General features: G+C 71.0%; 17 protein-coding genes and 1 pseudogene. 14 read left to right on the forward strand and 4 right to left on the reverse strand.

The annotated features are described in order from the left end of the window. The first annotated feature begins 141 nt into the window (after window positions 1-141). A complete protein-coding gene (locus ACAM51_RS11535; RefSeq protein WP_218296779.1) occupies window positions 142-1398 on the forward strand; it encodes a cation:proton antiporter in 1257 nt (418 codons plus the stop codon). Continuing rightward, window positions 1395-2519 (forward strand): YbdK family carboxylate-amine ligase, encoded by a 1125-nt coding sequence (locus tag ACAM51_RS11540; protein ID WP_218296778.1) that lies wholly within the window; start codon window positions 1395-1397, stop codon window positions 2517-2519. Before ACAM51_RS11535 ends, ACAM51_RS11540 begins: the two co-directional genes overlap by 4 nt. Here ACAM51_RS11540 and ACAM51_RS11545 read toward each other — a convergent pair. Continuing rightward, entirely contained in the window at window positions 2476-2907 is a 432-nt protein-coding gene (locus ACAM51_RS11545) for a 4-oxalocrotonate tautomerase family protein (protein WP_369643595.1), read from the reverse strand. The two genes, ACAM51_RS11540 and ACAM51_RS11545, sit on opposite strands and share 44 nt — an antisense overlap. A 362-nt stretch (window positions 2908-3269) precedes the next feature. On the opposite strand from ACAM51_RS11545, the pseudogene ACAM51_RS11550 reads away from it, so the two are divergent. From ACAM51_RS11550 to ACAM51_RS11575, 6 genes and pseudogenes are all read left to right on the forward strand, one after another. Next, window positions 3270-3377, forward strand: a pseudogene (locus ACAM51_RS11550) (LysR family transcriptional regulator); the annotation flags it as partial. 136 nt (window positions 3378-3513) lie between these two features. After that, window positions 3514-3822 (forward strand): LysR substrate-binding domain-containing protein, encoded by a 309-nt coding sequence (locus ACAM51_RS11555; protein WP_369643596.1) that lies wholly within the window; start codon window positions 3514-3516, stop codon window positions 3820-3822. A 109-nt stretch (window positions 3823-3931) separates the two neighbouring features. Next, the gene (gene thiL / locus ACAM51_RS11560; RefSeq protein WP_369643597.1) at window positions 3932-4915 is read left to right on the forward strand and encodes a thiamine-phosphate kinase; all 984 of its coding nucleotides are present in this window, start codon (window positions 3932-3934) and stop codon (window positions 4913-4915) included. A gap of 126 nt (window positions 4916-5041) precedes the next feature. Beyond that, window positions 5042-5245, forward strand: a complete 204-nt coding sequence (locus ACAM51_RS11565) for a DUF2892 domain-containing protein (protein ID WP_369643598.1) — start codon at window positions 5042-5044, stop codon at window positions 5243-5245. Between the two features lie 135 nt (window positions 5246-5380). Continuing rightward, a complete protein-coding gene (locus tag ACAM51_RS11570) occupies window positions 5381-5932 on the forward strand; it encodes an RNA polymerase sigma factor (RefSeq protein WP_218296773.1) in 552 nt (183 codons plus the stop codon). A 95-nt stretch (window positions 5933-6027) separates the two neighbouring features. Continuing rightward, window positions 6028-6381 carry a hypothetical protein gene (locus ACAM51_RS11575; protein ID WP_218296772.1) on the forward strand — a complete coding sequence of 118 codons (354 nt, stop codon included), beginning with the start codon at window positions 6028-6030 and terminating at the stop codon, window positions 6379-6381. 120 nt (window positions 6382-6501) lie between these two features. Here the strand turns inward: ACAM51_RS11575 and ACAM51_RS11580 are convergent, their stop codons facing one another. Continuing rightward, complete coding sequence (locus ACAM51_RS11580) at window positions 6502-7680, reverse strand: twin-arginine translocation pathway signal protein (protein WP_369643599.1); 1179 nt, start codon at window positions 7678-7680, stop codon at window positions 6502-6504. Between the two features lie 39 nt (window positions 7681-7719). Beyond that, window positions 7720-8760, reverse strand: coding sequence for an NAD-dependent epimerase/dehydratase family protein (locus ACAM51_RS11585; RefSeq protein WP_369643600.1), 1041 nt, complete (start codon window positions 8758-8760; stop codon window positions 7720-7722). A gap of 135 nt (window positions 8761-8895) precedes the next feature. Here ACAM51_RS11585 and ACAM51_RS11590 point away from each other — a divergent pair, with 135 nt between their 5' ends. From ACAM51_RS11590 to ACAM51_RS11605, 4 genes are all read left to right on the forward strand, one after another. Then, the gene (locus tag ACAM51_RS11590; RefSeq protein WP_369643601.1) at window positions 8896-9780 is read left to right on the forward strand and encodes a LysR family transcriptional regulator; all 885 of its coding nucleotides are present in this window, start codon (window positions 8896-8898) and stop codon (window positions 9778-9780) included. A 67-nt stretch (window positions 9781-9847) separates the two neighbouring features. Then, window positions 9848-11524, forward strand: a complete 1677-nt coding sequence (locus ACAM51_RS11595; RefSeq protein ID WP_369643602.1) for a DUF4139 domain-containing protein — start codon at window positions 9848-9850, stop codon at window positions 11522-11524. A 164-nt stretch (window positions 11525-11688) separates the two neighbouring features. Next, window positions 11689-12219, forward strand: coding sequence for a phosphatidylglycerophosphatase A (locus ACAM51_RS11600; RefSeq protein WP_369643603.1), 531 nt, complete (start codon window positions 11689-11691; stop codon window positions 12217-12219). Continuing rightward, a complete protein-coding gene (locus ACAM51_RS11605; protein WP_218296767.1) occupies window positions 12216-12743 on the forward strand; it encodes a CinA family protein in 528 nt (175 codons plus the stop codon). Before ACAM51_RS11600 ends, ACAM51_RS11605 begins: the two co-directional genes overlap by 4 nt. A gap of 140 nt (window positions 12744-12883) precedes the next feature. Here the strand turns inward: ACAM51_RS11605 and ACAM51_RS11610 are convergent, their stop codons facing one another. Continuing rightward, window positions 12884-14155, reverse strand: a complete 1272-nt coding sequence (locus ACAM51_RS11610; protein WP_369643604.1) for an IPTL-CTERM sorting domain-containing protein — start codon at window positions 14153-14155, stop codon at window positions 12884-12886. A gap of 438 nt (window positions 14156-14593) precedes the next feature. On the opposite strand from ACAM51_RS11610, the gene ACAM51_RS11615 reads away from it, so the two are divergent. Continuing rightward, on the forward strand, window positions 14594-15487 hold the full coding sequence (locus ACAM51_RS11615) for an alpha/beta fold hydrolase (RefSeq protein WP_218296766.1): 894 nt from the start codon (window positions 14594-14596) through the stop codon (window positions 15485-15487). Between the two features lie 219 nt (window positions 15488-15706). Beyond that, window positions 15707-17584, forward strand: a complete 1878-nt coding sequence (locus ACAM51_RS11620; protein WP_369643605.1) for a patatin-like phospholipase family protein — start codon at window positions 15707-15709, stop codon at window positions 17582-17584. Window positions 17585-17588 lie beyond the last annotated feature (4 nt).

Below are 17588 nucleotides of genomic sequence, written 5' to 3' on the forward strand. Positions count from 1 at the left end.
GCCGCCCCTGTCCTACAGAGACGTTTTGTTTCCGCCTGTAAATTCAGGCCACGCCAGGCGCACCCCTTCCCCCGCGGAGGCGGTGTGCGCCCGCTCCTTCACACCGACGGGCCAGCCCGTCTGACGCAGAGGTCCCGAAACATGAATGAAATCCTGAGCTTCTGGGCGCAATGGCTGCGCCCCTCGGCCGGGTTGCCCACGGTGCAATGGTCGCTGCTGCTCGCGGTGGCGGCCATGGTGGGCTATCTCACGCAGCGCCACACCGGCCTGCCCAAGGTGCTGGGCTACTCGCTGGTGGGCACCGCCGCCGGGCTCGCAGGCTTCAGCGGCGCCGTGTGGCCGCTGCAGGGTATCGGCCTGTTCCTGCTGGAGCTGGGGATCGCCCTGGTGCTCTTTGAATGCGGTGGCCGCATCCCGCTGCGCTGGTTCCGCCACAACCCCATGGTGCTGGTGCAGAGCATTGCTGAATCCGTGCTGACCTACTTTGCCGTGTACTGGGTGCTGGTGTGGCTGAACCTGCCCCCGCAGGTGGCCGGCCCGCTGGCGCTGGTGGCCCTGGCGGCATCGCCCGCCGTGCTCACGCGCGTGGTGGCGGACACCCGCGCGGCCGGCCCGGTGACGGAGCGCGCCATCGTGCTCACCACCCTGTCCACCCTGTATGCGCTGACGCTGGGCAGCGCGAAGGCCGAGCTGATCAACCGCCAGAGCCTCACCGTGGTGGAGACCGTGTACCCGGTGATCGTGGTGCTGGGCGTTTCCATCGTGGTGGCGGCCGTGCTGGCGCTGGTCTTGCGCATGGCGCTGCGCTTCATGAGCCCCACGAGCGAGAACACCTCGATGCTGTTCCTCGCGCTGGTGGCGGCGGGCACCGCCGTGGCGGCGCACATGGGCGGTTCGGCGCCGCTGGCGGCGCTGCTGGGCGGCATGCTGCTCAAGCAGCTCAACCCGCGCCCCTGGGCATGGCCGCGCCAGCTGGGCAATGCGTCCTCGCTGCTGACCATGCTGATGTTCGTGCTGGTGTCCACCGTGGCCGCGCAGGCGGACTGGAGCGCGCCGGTGGCGGGCGTCGTGCTGGCACTGATCGCCGTGCGCCTGCTGGCCAAGGCCACGGGTGTCGCCCTGGGCAACGTGGGCAGCGGCGCCAGCTGGAAGCAGGCCCTGTGGGTGGGCTGCGCCATGACGCCGATGTCGTCCATCGCGCTGCTGATTGCCTCGCAGTTCGTGCTCGCCTCGCCCTCCACGGGCCACGTGATCGCCGGCGTGGCGCTGCCCGCCATCCTGCTCATGGAAGTGCTGGGCGCCGTGATCGCCACCGTGGCCATCTACCGCGCGGGCGAGAGCTCTAAACCCTGGGCGCCACTGACGACCCGTGGCCACAACGGAGACACCCCATCGTGAGTCTTGAAGCCTTCAACCATTCCGAACCGCTGACGCTGGGCGTCGAGCTGGAGCTGCAGCTCGTCAACACCAACGACTACGACCTGGCCCCCTATGCCGAGGACATGCTGCGCCTCATGAAGAAAACCCCGCTGCCCGGCAGCGTGGTGCCCGAGATGACGAACAGCATGATCGAGATCTCCACGGGCATCTGCCATTCCAGCAGCGAGGTGCTGGGCCAGCTCACGCCCATCCGCGACGCGCTGGTCAAGAGCGCCGACAAGCTCAACATCGCCGTGGTGGGCGGCGGCACGCACCCGTTCCAGCAATGGCACGAGCGGCGCATCTACGACAAGCCGCGCTTTCGCGAGCTGTCGGAGCTGTACGGCTACCTGTCCAAGCAGTTCACCATCTTCGGCCAGCACGTGCACATCGGCTGCCCCGACGCGAACGCCGCGCTGCTCATGCTGCACCGCATGTCGCGCTACATCCCGCACTTCATCGCGCTGTCGGCATCGAGCCCCTACGTGCAGGGACAGGACACGGCGTTCGACTCGGCGCGCCTGAACTCGGTGTTCGCGTTTCCGCTCTCGGGCCGCGCCCCGCTGGCGCTCACGTGGGAGGACTTCACCGCCTACTTCGACAAGATGACGCGCACCGGCGTGGTCAAGAGCATGAAGGACTTCTACTGGGACATCCGCCCCAAGCCCGAGTTCGGCACCATCGAGATCCGCGTGTTCGACACCCCGCTCACCATCGAGCGCGCCGCCGCGCTGGCGGGCTACGTGCAGTCGCTGGGCGCCTGGTTTCTGGCCGAGCAGCCCTTCATGCCCACCGAGGACGACTACCTGGTCTACACCTACAACCGCTTCCAGGCCTGCCGCTTCGGCATGGACGCGGTGTACGTGGACCCGGCCACGGGCGACCACATGCCGCTGCGCGAGCACATCCTCAAGACCATGGACAAGATCGCCGGCCACGCCGCCGTGCAAGGCGCATCGAGCGCCATGCACATGCTGCGCACCGAGGTCGAAGCGGGCCAGAACGATGCGCGCTGGCTGCGCGAGCGCCAGCGCGAGGAGCAACTGCTGGCCGAGGTCAGCCGCCAGGCGGCGCAGCGCTTTCGCGGCGCCACGGCCTGATCCTGCGCGGCCCCGCCGTCACGCCGGCAGCACCGCCAGCTGGCGCGAGCGCTGCGTGCGCCCGCCATGGCCCCAGTCGCTGGCGGGCAGCTCCCGCACCACCACGTAGCTGGCGCTGCAGCTCCGCGAACGCCGCCTGGATGAAGGCGGCCTTCTCTTCCTGCGTGTTCGTGCCCTGCGTGATGCTGATCTCCAGCAACGCCGTGGGCTGTTCGGCCGGCGCACCGCCGATGTGCCAGCGCGCGGCGGGCAGGTCGTCGATGACCACCGCCGTCACCCCGCGGCGCTTGCCCAGCAGGTCCACCGTGAGGTCCGTCAGCGCGCCGGCCAGTTGCCGGTAGCGTTCGGGGTTTTGCAGCGGGGCCAGTTTCAGAACGAGGGTTGGCATGGTGCTGTCTTCCTTTCTTGCGGGGTGGGAGCAGCAGGGGACGGCGTGTTCAGCCCGGCGCTGCGCAAAACCCAAAGGCCCGCGCGCACCAGAGTGCGCGCCAGCCAGGCGTGGGCGTCACGAAGGGCCTGCTGGCGCAGCCGCAGCGCGTCGCGCCGGGCGCAATCGCGCAGCCTCTGGTACTCAGCGGGGTGCATGGGCTGGTGCATGGCGGTTCCTTTCGAGGGCTGTTTTGCAGGGCTTGAAGCCACTGTAGGCAGCCCCGGGCGCGGCGGAAACGGCCCACGGCGCAAGACCGTTTTGCGCGGATTGCAAGGCCCCGCCGTTACCATCGCCCCATGCGCGAGATCCGCTTTGAAGACATGCACCTGTTCGTACGCGTGGCCGACCTGGGCTCGCTCTCGGCGGTGGCGCGCGAGCGCGGCGCGCCGGTGAGCCAGGTCTCGCGCACCCTGTCGCGCATCGAGCAAGCCTGCGGCGCGCGGCTGCTGCACCGCTCCACGCATGGCCTCGCGCCCACACCCGAGGGACTGACCTTCCTGGACTACTGCCGCCGCATCACGGGCACGCTCGACGAGCTGGAAGGCGAATTCGCCCACCAGCGCGGTGGCTTTCCTGAACCATTGGCCCTTCCTCGTCGATGGAGAACCCCGCGTGCTGGTGGCCGAGGGCCACTGGCGCTCGGGCAGCACCGCCATCACGGCGCGCATGGCGCTGCAGGGCCTGGGCATTGCGCGCCTGGCCACGGTGGTGGCCGAGCCCCTCGTGCGCCAGGGCCTGCTGGCGCCCGTGCTCGCCGACTGCGTGGACCTGCAGCCCAGCCCCATCCATGCCATCACCCTCACCCGCAGGCACCGGCTGCCCAAGATCCAGGCCTGCATCGACCACTGGGCGCGGTGGTTTGACCCGCGCTAGCGCACCACCATGCCACGCTCTTTTTTGCTGCCGCACATGTTTTCTGATTTTTGGCCCTCCCCGGCCCACCATCCACACCGCACACACCCCATGACCACAAGGCCCTGCCATGGGTGAGTTCGACCTGATCGCCCGCTACTTCACGCGCCCCGCGCGCCCCGGCGGCGCCGTGGCCCTGGGCGTGGGAGACGACTGCGCGCTGCTGGCGCCTGCGCCCGGCATGCAGCTGGCCATCTCCAGCGACATGCTGGTGGAGGGCCGCCACTTCTTTGCGGACGTGGACCCCGAGGCCCTGGGCCACAAGGCGCTGGCCGTGAACCTGTCGGACCTGGCGGCCTGTGGCGCGCGCCCGCTGGCGTTCACCCTCGCCCTGTCGTTGCCCCGGGTGGACGAGGCCTGGCTCGCGGGCTTCTCGCGCGGGCTGCTGGCGCTGGCCGACGCCCACGGCTGTGCGCTGGTGGGCGGCGACACCACGCAGGGCCCGCTCAATATCTGCATCACGGTATTTGGCGAGGTCCCCCCGGGCCAGGCCCTGCTGCGCAGCGGCGCACGGACCGGCGACGACATCTATGTCAGCGGCACGCTGGGCGACGCCCGCCTGGCGCTGGAAGCCCTGCTGGGCCACGCCCCCCTGCCCGCCGGCGTGCTGGCCCGCGCGCGCCAGCGGCTGGAGCGCCCCACCCCGCGCGTGGCCCTGGGCCTGGCCCTGCGCGGGGTGGCCAGCAGCGCCATGGATGTGAGCGACGGGCTGCTGGGCGACCTGTCGCACATCCTCAAGGCCTCGGGCGTCGGGGCCCGCATCGACACGCACATTACTTCAAAAATGATAGCTTCCAGCGCTTATTCATCAAGCGCCGGCGGCCAATTTGACTTGGAATTGATCAACCAATGCACGCTGGCAGGCGGCGACGACTATGAGCTGGCCTTCACCGCCCCGCCCGCACGGCGTGACGCCGTAGCCGCCGCGTCGCAGGCCAGCGGCACGCCCGTCACCCGCATCGGCACCGTGCGGGCCGAGCCCGGACTGCAGCTGCTGGACGCGCAGGGCCAGCCCATGGACAACCGCTACGCCTCGTTCGACCATTTCCGGTAACGGGCCCCGGCGGCCGGCGGCCACTTTTTTTCGCGGACCATGAATCCTTTGGCGAAACCAGCGGCTCTTGGTGGGGGAGGCGCCCTGTGCTGGCACCTCCTTCAACCGACCAAGGAACCAATTCCCATGCTGTACCGCAAGAACATCACCCGCCCCGAAAGCCTGCTGCGCGTTGTGGGGGGCGTCGCCCTCATCGCTGCGGGGCTGTGGTGGCTGGCCGCATCCCCCTTGGGCCTGGCGCTGACCGCCGCGGGCGTCGGCAGCATCCTGAGCGGCGCGTTGGGCTACTGCCCCGCCTGCGCCATGGTGGGCCGCAGGCCCGTGGAATGACATGAGACATTCCCCCCTCGAGTCGCTTCGCGCCTTCACCCCCCGCTCTCACGCTGCGCGCGGGCAGGGAGGCGCAGCCAGCGCGCCGGTCTCATGGGCTGCGGGTGGCGCAATGCACCGTGGAGAACTGAGAGGATGAGCCCGACCCAACCACTACCCACGCTCGCCCAGCTGCTGCCCGCGGCGCGCAGCGGCGACGCCGTGGCGATGGAGCAGCTGCTGCGCCTGACCCGCCCCGACATCCGCCGCTATGCGCTGCGCCACTGCGCGGCCACCACGGCCACCGACGACGTGGTGCAGGAGGCGCTCATCATCGTCTACCGCCGGGTGGGCGCGCTGCGCGAGGTGGCGGCGTTTGGCGGCTGGGTGGTGCGCATCGTGCAGCGGCTGTGCATGCGGCCCATGCTCGCGTGGCTCAAGGCCGAGCCCCTGGCGCAGGTGGAGGACACGCTGGCATGGTCGCACCGGCCCGACCACGAACTGCGCCACGACCTGGCCCTGGCCATCGACTCGCTGCCCCCCCTCTACCGCGACGCGCTGCTCCTGCGCGACTTCGAGGAGCTGACCATCGAGGAGATGGCCCAGCGCCTGGGCGTGACGCGCGAAGCGGCCAAGAGCCGCCTGCACCGCGCGCGGACCCTGGTGCGGGAGTACCTTTCCGCGCCCGCCAGCACCCCGGGGCCTTGAGGCCAGGCGCCAAAGCGGCCGCGCTGCGCAATAGTTCACGCGGCGCCCTGCGGGCTTTTGCAACGCCAGGCCCGCAGCGTGCAACATCACGCCCCATGGCCTACACCTACCTGTTCTTTCAACCCGCCCGGCTGCCGCTGCGCACGGAGGACCTCTCGCCCGACACCGTGCTGGTGCTGCGCGACATCGAGCACATCAAGGCATCGCTCGCCCAGGTGCTGCCGGGGCTGGAATGGGCCCTGCCCACCTGGGGCCATGCCACGGTGCTGGGCCACGGGGTGGAGTTCCACCTTCCCGAGAACGTCTCCGAAGGCCCGCTGGCCATGCATTGCTCGCTGCGCACCGACTACACCGCGTGGGTGCAGGCGCTGTGCGACACGCTGGGCTGGCTGGCCTTCGACGAAACGCCCATGTGCCTGCAGCCCCACGGGCCGCCCTTTCCCGCTTGACGCGCCGCGCGCGAAGCCCCGGTTCGACGCCGCCGCCCGGCGGGAACGGGAAGCCGCCCCGGCCCTCCAGCCAACCAGCCAGCCGGCAAACAGGCCTTCCTTGCGCGGCGACCGCCCCGCTCAGGCGCGCACGAACTGCGCCAGCGGCCGGCGCGGCGTGGCGGGCACCTCGCCCTGCGGGTAGCCGATGCGGCAGAACATCTGCACCGTGGCATCGTCCGCGCTGCGCGGCGCGGGCCGCCCCAGCACCAGCTGGTGCACGCGCTCGTAGTGCGGCGCCATCTCGGCGAACTCCTGCAGCGCCTGGCTCATGGGGTGCATACCCACGCCCAGCGCCGTGGCCCGCAGCTGCAGGCGCGCATAGGCCCGACCTGCCTGGACCTGGTCGGCGCGCGTGTTGCCGCCCGCGATCCACACAAAACCCATGGCCGTGCGGCTGTGGCCTTCGAAGCGGCCCATCGCGCTCTCGTAGGCCGCGCTGCCTTCGGCGGGCGGCGCCGTGCGGTCGAACATGCCCAGCGCCGCCACCGCCCGCACGAAGGGCGAGTTCAGGGAGATGCCGTCGCGGTGGCGCAGGATTTCGGAGGGGCCCACGCGCGTGAGGTGGATGCTCTCCATCATCGTGCGCGGGGTGAGCAGCTCGACCTGTGCGGATTCCCAGCACAGCGCGCGCAGCGGCCCCAGGCGGGCATCGTCCACCGTTCCCCCGGCCTGCAGCGGCGCCCCGGGGCGCTGGCTGGCCAGCAGCGCGGCCAGCACCTCGGGCGCCACGGGGCGGGCCGTGTCGAAGTCGCTCTTGGGCGTGCGGCGCTGCAGCACCTGCGCAAACAGCGGATCGGGCTGGCCCGCGGGCTGGAGGGTGACACGCGCCACGGGCCGGTCGTCCCAGGCGGTCAGCGCCTCGGGCAGCGGGCCCTGCGGCCACAGCTGCACCTCGCTGCCCGCGCCTTGCTGCGCCAATGCCAGCACCAGCAGCTCCAGGAACGCCCCGTGGCCGATCAGGATCTGTCGGCCCAGCGGGTCGGTGTGCGGCAGCACGCGCTCGCGGTCGGTGCGCAGGGTAATCACGCCGTCCTCGCGCAGGTCCACCACCCAGGGCTGCAGGTTGTGCGGGTTCGGCGCGGTGATGGCGTAGGCCACGGCGCGGCGGCGCACCTCGGTCTCGCCCACGGGGCCCTGCCAGGCCTCGACCGCCTCGGCGGGGTAGTGCGGGCCGGCCACGCCACACGCGGCCAGCGTGCCCGTGGCGGCGGCGATGGTGCCACCACCGGCCAATCGAATGAAGTTGCGGCGATGCATGGAGACGCTCCTTGGAGGGGTGAGAAAGACAGACACGGGTCAGGCCAGCGCGGCACGGCGCGCCTGCGGGGCCAGCAGCCCCAGGTCGGCGAGCGCCTGGCGCACCGCCTGGTCGAAGGGCGTGTGGGGTTCATCGCCGATGAGCGCGCGCAGGCGCGTGTTGTCCAGCCGGTGCGGCGTGCTCCACAGGTAGCGCATGGCCGCCAGCGCGGCGAACGTGGGCGCCACGGCGCCCGCGATGCGCAGCAGCGGCCAGGGCAGCCGCCCTACCCGCAGCGCGCCGGCATCGGGCAGCCAGCCCTGTTCCGCCGCAATGGCCGTGAAGCTGTGCAGCCATTGCCGGGCGCTGGCGTGGTGCCCCGCGAAATGCAGGCATTCAAAGGCGGCCAGGCGATGCCGCTCCTGGGCCACGCGCACGAAGGCACGCGCCAGGTCGGGCAGGTAGGCCCAGGGTGTGGCCACGTCCAGCGGGCCGGGCCAGGTGATGCGGCCCCGGGGCAGCTCCCTGGCGATGGCCTGGTCGAGCCAGCTGCCCGTGCCGCTGCCAAAGAAGTCGCCCGCGCGCACCACCACCGCCCGCAGTCCGCCGTCCCGCGTGGCGGCGGCCAGGCGCTGCTCGAGCTGCACGCGCAGGCGGCCCTTGAAACCGGTGGCGGCCTGGGGCGTGCCCTCGTGCAGCACGGCGGGCATGCCCTCGCCGAAGTTGTAGACGTTCCCGGGCAGCATGAGCGTGGCGCCCAGCGTGCGCGTGACGGCGACCGCCGCCTCCATGAGGGCGGGCGCCTCGTCGCGCCAGGCCTTGTGCGTGTAGGCCGGGTTGAGCGCATGCACCACCACCTGGGCGCCCCGGGCCTGCGCCGCCAGCGCGGGGGTGTCCTGCACCGCCGCGGGCAGCCACCACACGCCGGGGATGGCCGGCAGCGCCGCTCCCTGGGCGCCCGGCCGCACCTGCGCCAGCACCTGCCAGCCCGCCTGGGCGAAAGCGCGGGCGGCGGCCTGCCCCAGGCGGCCCCGGCCTCCAAGGATCAGCACGGTGGAAGCCGCCGGGGCGGCGGTGCTGGGCGTGGCGCTGGTGGTCATTGGGGGCCTTTGTGAAAAGAAGGAATGGGGTGATTGTGGAAATGCGCGGCGAACTACACAATTGCCTAACTTTTCATATCAGCAATTCATTTTTGAATAGCAAGGCCCGCAGAAACCGGAGCACGCCGCCGCCCCATGAATCAGACCTTCGACTGGAGCCTGGTGCAGTCCTTCCTGGCCGCGCTCGACCAGGGCAGCCTGCTGGGCGCGGCGCGCGTGCTGAACGCGAGCCAGCCCACCATCGGCCGCCACATCGCCGAGCTGGAGACGCAGCTGGGCGTGGTGCTGTTCGAGCGCACCGGGCGCGGGCTGCTGCCCACGGCCACGGCGCTCCAGCTGGCCGAATCGGCGCGCGCGATGGAGGCCGGCGCGCACCAGCTCGCGCGCAGCGTGTCGGGCGCGCAGGCCGGGGTGAGCGGCACCGTGCGCATCACCGCCAGCCAGCCCGTGGCCTGCGCGCTGCTGCCCCCCGTGCTCGCGCGCATGCGGCAGGCGCTGCCCGAGGTGCAGGTGGAGCTGGTGGCCAGCAACGAGGTCACCAACCTGCTGCGCCGCGAGGCCGACATCGCGCTGCGCATGGTGCGCCCCAGCCAGGCCAGCCTGGTGGCCAGGCGCATCGGGGCGGTGACCCTGGGCGCCTACGCCCACCGCGACTACCTGCGCCGCAAGGGCGTGCCGCGCCAGCCGGCCGACCTGCTGCAGCACGAGCTGATCGGCAACGACCGGCACGAGGACATTCCGCAGGGCTTCGCGGCCATGGGCTACCCGGTGGAACGCCAGCATTTCGCCTTCCGCACCGACGATCTCATGGCCTACTGGGCGGCCGTGCGCGCGGGACTGGGCATCGGCTTCGTCGGCCGCTACCTGGCCCGCACCGATCCCGAGGTGGTGGCCGTGCTGCCCCTGCTGCCCCTGCCCGAGCTGCCCATCTGGCTCACGGTCCACCGCGAGATCCGCACCAGCCGCAGAATCCGCGCCGTGTATGACTTCCTGGCGCACGAGGTCCCGGGGATGCTGTGAGCATCCGGCAACGCCACACGGCTGCTAGCATCCCATTTCCGTTTGTCCACCGCGCCCGAGGAACCCCGTGATCCACTTCCCCATCGCCCTGCGCTTGCGCGCTCCACGCCCGCTGCGGCACGCGTGCCTGGCCGGCCTGGCCGTGCTGTGCAACGTGGCCCCGGCGGCCCTGGCCCAGGACACCTCGCGCATCACGCGCGTCACCGTCTATCCGGGCAGCGCCACCGTGGAGCGGGTGGCCAAGGTGCCCGCCGGCGCGCGCAGCCTCACGCTGGCCTGCCTGCCCGCGTCGCTGGATGCGCAAAGCCTGCAGATCAACGCTGACCCCGGCGTGCGGGTGGGCGAGTTCAATGTGCTCACCGAAGACCGCGATGTGGTGGCCGCCTGCGCCAGCCCCCTGGACGGCCGCATCCGCGAGCTGGAGGACCAGATCGCCGGCGTGAAGGCCGAGGCCTCGGCGCTGCAGCTGGTGGACAGCTACCTGCGCGGCGTGGCCCACGCGGGGCCCGCCCCCGGCGATGCGGCGGCGGCGGGCCGCACCGGCGGCCTCGCCCCCGCACCCGCGCAGATCACCGCGACGGCCGAGGTGCTGCGCAAGTCCGGGCAGGACAGCTTTGCGCGCGCGCACCAGCTCCAGCGCAAGCAGGAATCGCTGGAACTGGCGCTCAAGCCCCTGGTGGCCGAGCGCGAGCGCGTGGCCAGCCAGCGCGCGCGGGTGGTGTCCGTCACCATCAACCTCGCCACCGAGCGCGAGGCCGAGCTGCGCCTGTCCTACCAGGTGCGCGGCCCGGGCTGGCAGCCCACCTACCGCGCCACGCTGGACGCCGGCCAAGCCAAGGTGCTGGTCGAGCGCCAGGCGCTGGTGGCGCAAAACAGCGGCGAGGACTGGGGCAACGTGCAGCTGACCCTTTCCACCGGCCAGCCCGGCCGCGCCACCCAGGGCCGCCTGCCGCGCGCCTGGACGCTGGACGTGGCACCGCCGCCGCAGCCCGTGGCCGCGGCGGCCCCCATGATGGCCATGGCCCCGCCCGCCCCCGCGCCCGCGGCCCGCGCGCGCAATGTGGCCGAGGAGGCCATGCCCACGTTCGACGTGAGCGCCACCGACAAGGGTTTCGCCACCGAATTCGCGGTGCCGCAGCGCATCACCGTGCCATCGAGCGGCCAGCGCGTGACGCTGGCGCTGGGCAGCCACGCCGCGCCCGCCACGCTGATCACCCGCACGGCCCCCGCCGTGGAAGAAGCCGCCTACCTGGTGGCCGACATCGCCCAGCCGCCCGGCGTGTGGCCCGCGGGCCCGGCGGGCCTGTACCGCGACGGCGCGTTCGTGGGCAGCGGGCGCATCGACTTCGGCACGCCCAGCCCGGGCGCTCCGGCGGGCAGCACCAGCCTGTCGTTCGGCCGCGATGAGCTGGTCACGGTGCGGGCCGAGCCCGCGCAGGACCTGACCGGCAGCACGGGCTTCACCGGCTCGCGCACCGAGCGCAAGACCCGCCGCGCCTACAGCGTGGAAAACCGCCACAAGACCGGCATCACGCTGCAGGTGCTGCATGCCGCGCCGGTCTCGCGCAACGAGAAGATCGAGGTCGAATCGCGCTACCAGCCCCAGCCCGCCGACATGGCCTGGAACCGCACGCCCGGCACCGTGGCCTGGCAGCAGGCCCTGGGCGCGGGCGCCACGGCGCAGTTCAGCGCCGAGCACACGATCCGGTATCCCAAGGATGTGGAGCTGCAAGAGCGCCAGTAAATGATGAGGCCCCCCCTGAGGCGCTTCGCGCCTTCACCCCTCTCTCGCTGCGCGGGAAGGGGACGCACCCGGTGGCCTGGCAAAGCCAGTTTCACAGGTACGCTGGCCTTGTGCGCGCCAGCTCCATACGCCGTGGGTTGCACGAAGCACCGTTGATTGTTGATATGACCCCCAGCTCTCCTTCCGCCCACACACCCGCCCCCCGGCGCCCCACCGTGGCGTTCATGTTTTCTCACCCGGCCCACTTCATCGCCCTGGGTTTTGGCGCCGGGCTGTCGCGCGTGGCGCCGGGCACCGTGGGCACGCTGTGGGCCTGGCTGAGCTACCTGGTGCTGCAGCAATGGCTGTCGCCCCAGCACATGGGCCTGCTGATTGCAGGGAGCACCGTGGTGGGCTGGTGGGCCTGCACCGCCACCGCCCGCAACCTGCGGGTGGCCGACCCCGGCAGCATCGTGTGGGACGAGGTCGTGGCCTTCTGGCTGGTGCTCTGGCTGGCCATGCCCATGGGCTGGTGGGGGCAGCTCGCGGCGTTCGCGCTGTTCCGCTTCTTCGATGCCGCCAAGCCTGGCCCCGTGGGCTGGGCCGACAGCCTGTTCAAGGGCTTTGGCTGGCGCGGCGGCTGGGGTATCTTGTGGGACGACTTTGTGGCAGCCTTCTGCACGCTGCTGGCCATTGCACTGTGGAGGTTCCTATGACAACCGCGTCGCTATCGAATGAAGAGCTGCTGGCGCTTGATACATCAGCGCTGGAGGCCAATTTGACGCAAATTTCCCTGCGGCTGCTGAAACACAGCCACCTGCTGGCCACCGCCGAGAGCTGCTCGGGCGGCATGATCGCGGCGGCCTGCACCGACCTGGCGGGCTCCAGCCAGTGGTTCGAGCGTGGTTTTGTCACCTACTCCAACACCGCCAAGGTCGACATGCTGGGTGTGCCCGCCGCCCTGATCGAACAGGACGGCGCCGTGAGCGAGTCCGTGGCCCGCGCCATGGCCGACGGGGCGCTCACCCATTCCCAGGCGCAGGTCAGCCTGGCCGTGACCGGCGTGGCCGGCCCCACGGGCGGCAGCGATGCCAAGCCCGTGGGCACGGTGTGGTTTGCCTGGTGCGTGAATGGCGAAACCCACAGCGAGATGCAGCACTTTGCGGGCGACCGCGCCGCCATCCGCACGGCCACGGTGCGCTATGCGCTGCAGCGGCTGCTGGCCTGGTTGCCCGCCTGAGGCGGCGTTGCCTTGCGCCGCCTCACGTCGTCTCACGCCGTTGATTCGCGTTGCCGCGGTACCGCACTGCCTGCGGCTTCCGCTTGGGCTATACGGTTGAACGCACATCCGCATGAGACGGCGCCCGCAGGCGGGTCGGCCTATGCGCGGCCGCGAAAAACACCGCGCCGCCTTGCAGGGATCGCTGCCAGCCCGAGCAGACCTGCCAGCAGCACCAGCCCCCACGACGCAAGCGTGGGCACGGCCATGGCCGCCCCCAGAGCCACGGCAAACACCCCCGACAGCAGGCCCAGGTTCTGCGGATTGCCGTGGGCGTCGCGCGCTCCCGTCACCTGCACGTCGACCGCCGGGAGCACCAGATTGCCCGCGCCCACGGTGAAGCTCTGCACGTAGTGCGTGCTGTCCGTCCAGCTGCCGCCCGTGGGCGTCAGTACGGCAGCCAGGCCCGGCTGGTTGGGGAAGCTCAACACCGGCGTGCTGGCGGTGTCCATGGGTTCGCTGAAAGTGATCGTCAGCGTGAAGAGCTCCCCGGCGCGCAGAATGCTGCCGCCCCGCTGCGTGGTCAGGTCGCTGCGCAATACGGCGGTGCTGGGCGCGACCGCCAGGACGCTGGGGTTCCTGGTGTCGATGCTGAACACGCCCGTGAGTTCGAAATCGGTGTTCTTGTTGTCGGGGTCGTCCTTGCGCCCCACGCCGCCGGCGATCAGCACGTTGATGCTGTCGAACTGCTCGTCGCCATCGGCAATCGTCCAGGTCACTATGTAACGGTTGCGGTTCGCCCATGTGGATGTGACATTGCCGAGCGTGAGCGGCGTGCCACCCGTGTTGGTGAACACCAGGTTCGTGCACAGATAGTTGAGCAGCACCCCATTGGGGCACCCGCCATAGTCGCTGGCAATGTCATACCGGATAACGAATGTGACGGTTTTCCCGATGTCGGCGTCGGTGAGGACATGGCCGCTGCCGGCCGGGTGCACCAGGATGCCGCCATCGATGACACCCTTCATATCGACGACATGCGGGGGAGGGATGAAGACAATCTCGAACACGTCGGCCTGAAAGCCGGGGGACTGGACCGCGCCCACGGTGTCCTTCGCGCCGCTGACCGCCACGTCCACCGGGCTGATGTTCACGACCATGCTGGCGGTGCCATAGTTCTGCCGGAACGTCGTGGCATCGAGCCAGGTCGAGGTGGTGGGCACCAGAAACGCCCCGGGGTCTTCACCCACCGTGGGAAACGAGATGACCGGAGTGACGGCGGTGTCCATGGCGACGTCGTAGGTCACCGTCAAATGAAAGGCGTCACCGCCCGACACCGGGGAGTCGCTGGGCACGACCGATACCATCGCCGGAGCCGCCAGCACAAACGGTGCCGCCAGGCACAGGCACCACGGCAGCAGCAGCCGTGCCATCAGCCGGCCCCGCCCCCTTGAAATCACGCCCACCCCAAGCCCCGCCCCGCCTGTACAGGCCATCTCTGTCGTACCCACAACCATTCCTTTTTCGGCCCACAGGGCCTGTTTCTTTTTTTCGCGCCGAGCACCTTGCCGAACCACCGGTGGAATTCAGAACCTGCGAGGGAAAACCCGGTGCCACGCGGGGCTGCCGCGCACCGCGCCCCAGGCTGCGGCCGGCTGCATGCGGACACCCCGGGGTGCCACCGCGCGCGCCGGCCGCCAGTGTAACTTTACGTAAGCAAAGACGATCCGGCGGCGGCCCGGGGCGCGAGGTGGGGCACCCGGTCGCCAACGCGCTCCTCGCGCGCACCCATCACCGCGGCCACCGTCAGCGCGCTCTTGCGCTGCAGCGCTGCGGTGTAGCATGGGCGCACCTCATTCGCGGCGCACACCATGCACTGGTTCCAAGGATTCAACACCCAACGTATCGCCACGGGCGGGGCAGATATCTTTGTGCGCACGGGCGGCAACGCCGAGGGGCCGCCGCTCTTGCTGCTGCACGGGTTTCCGCAAACGCATGCGCTGTGGCACCGCGTGGCGCAGCAACTGCAGCACGACTACTTTTTGGTGATGCCCGATTTGCGCGGCTATGGCGACTCGTCGCACGCTCCCGGCCTGCCCGGCCACGCCAACTACAGCAAACGCGCGATGGCGCAGGACATGGCCGAGGTCATGACGGCGCTGGGCCATGAGGCGTTCTTCCTGTGCGGCCACGACCGGGGCGGCCGCGTGGCGCACCGCCTGGCGCTGGACCACGCGGCGCGCGTGCGCAGGCTGTGCGTGATCGACATCGCGCCCACGCTCGACATGTACGCCCGCACCGACATGGATTTCGCGCGGGCCTACTACCACTGGTTCCACCTGATCCAGCCCGCGCCGCTGCCCGAGACCATGATCGGCGGCAACGCGCGCGCCTACCTGCACGCCAAGCTGGGCGGCTGGGGCAGCGCGGGCCTGGCCCACATCGAACCCCAGGCCCTGGCCGACTACGAGCGCTGCTTTTGCACGCCCGAGGCCATCCACACCGCGTGCGAGGACTACCGCGCCAGCGCGGGCATCGACCTGGACCACGACCGCACGGGCCGCGCGCAGGGCGAGAAGATCGCCTGCGACACGCTGGTGCTGTGGGGCGAGCACGGCGTGGTGCACCGGCTGTTCGATCCGCTGGCGCTGTGGCAGGCGCAGTGCGCGGGCGCCGTGACCGGCCAGGCCGTGCCCGCCGGGCACTTCATCCCCGAGCAATTGCCCGAGGCCACGGCCGGCGCGCTGCGCGCCTTCATGCGCTGACGGCGCGGGCCCGGGCCGCGCACGGACCACAATCGCCGCGGCAGGCGTGCATTTGTTCACGCAGGCCCCGGCCGGCGCCTGCCGCCGGGCACGCGCAGGGGCTCCGGCGTTCCTAGAATCCGCCGCTTCGCAGCTGCGGAATCCGTTGCGAAGGCCTGTGCGCAGGCACCCCGTTTTCCGCAGCGCCCCCCCAAAACAAGCCCTGCCGATTGCGCGACCATGCCCCCTTTCACCGCCACCCAGAACCAACTGCTCACCGAGCACCTGCGCAGCTTTCTGCACGGCATCGAGCCCGAGGCGCTGGAGCTGCTGCGGGCCCACCTGGAATGGGTGGAGGTGCCCGGCGGCAGCACGCTGATGGCGCAGGGCGAGCCGGGCGAATCGATGTACCTCACGGTGAGCGGCCGCCTGCGCGCCTATGTGCGTGGCGACGACGGCCACCAGCGCCGCGTGGCCGACATGGGGCGCGGCCAGGTGATCGGCGAGATCAGCCTGTTCACCGATGCCCCCCGCGCCGCGACCGTGGTGGCCGTGCGCGACTCGGTGCTGGTGCGCCTGACCAAGGACGTGTTCAAGACCCTGCTGGCCAGCAGCGCGCAGGTGTCCATCGCGCTCACGCGCCAGATCATCCAGCGCCTGCAGTCCGGGACGGCCGCCAACGTGGCCGCGCTGGAGCGCCCCGTGGCCATGGGGCTGCTGCCGATCAGCGCCGGGGTGGACCTGCAGGGCTTCGGCCAGGGCATGGCACGCCAGCTGGGCCTCATCGGCCGTGTGCGCGTGGTGGATTCCACCACGGTGGACGCCGAACTGCGCGAGGCCGGCATCGCGCAGCGCGAGGGCGCCGACGCCACGGCCAACCGGCGCATCGCCATGCTGCTCGACGAGATCGAGGCGCGCAACGACTTCGTGCTGCTGGTGGCCGACCCCGAGCCCACGCCCTGGACCCGCCGCGTGAGCCGCCACTGCGACGAGCTGCTGCTGCTGGCCGACGCGCAGGCCGAGCCCGCCCTCCACGCCATCGAGGAGCAGTGCCTGCTGCGCCGCGCGCCGCTGGCCGAGGCCGCCGAGATCCTGGTGCTGCTGCACCCGGCCGGCACCCGGTGCCCGCAAGGCACCCAGCGCTGGCTGGACCGCCGCCCCGTGGCCGACCATCTGCACGTGCGCCCCGCCCTCGACCGCGACATGGCGCGCCTGGCCCGCATCCAGAGCCGCACGGCCGTGGGCCTGGTGCTGGCCGGTGGCGGCGCGCGCGGCTTCGCGCACCTGGGCGTCTACCGCGCGCTGCAGGAAGAAGGCGTGGAGATCGATTGCGTGGGCGGCACCAGCATCGGTTCGGTGATGGCGGCGTACGTCGCCTCCGACCAGCCGCTGGAGGCCGTGATGGCCAATGCGCGCGAGGCCTTTCGCACCAACCCCACGGGCGACTTCAACCTGCTGCCGCTGCTGTCGCTCATCAAGGGCCGGCGCCTGCGCCACATCCTGCACGCGGCCGTGGAGCGGCTGGTGGGCTTCCCCGCGCAGATCGAGGACCTGTGGAAGAACTACTACTGCGTGGCCACCAACTACTCCAAGGCAAGCGAGCAGGTCGTGCGCCGGGGCAGCCTGGTGAAGTCGCTGCTGGCCAGCATCTCCATCCCCGGCGCGCTGCCGCCCGTGGTGCACGAGGGCGACTTGCTGTGCGACGGCGGCACGTTCAACAACTTTCCGGTGGACGTGATGCGCGGCATGCGCGGCGTGGGCACGGTGATCGGCGTGGACCTGAACTTCAGGAAGCCCCGGCGCATCGACCTGGACGACGTGCCCACGAGCTGGGCCCTGCTGCGCGACAAGCTGCGGCCGCGCGCCAAGCGGCGCTACCGGCTGCCGTCGCTGGCGAGCTACCTGATGAACGTGACCATCCTGTACAGCATGTCGCGCCAGCGCCAGTCGCAGCAGCTCACCGACCTGTACTTCAACCCGCCCATGGACCGCGTGGGCATGCTGCAGTGGAACCGCTTCGAGCAGATCGTGCAGCAGGGCTATGCGCACGGTACCGAGGTGCTCGACGCGCTGGATGCCGTGCGCCGCCAGCGCATCGGCGGGCTGCGGGCGGCCTGAGAAG

Origin of the sequence: Acidovorax sp. A79 (genome assembly GCF_041154505.1) — a bacterium.
GTDB lineage: Bacteria > Pseudomonadota > Gammaproteobacteria > Burkholderiales > Burkholderiaceae_C > Acidovorax.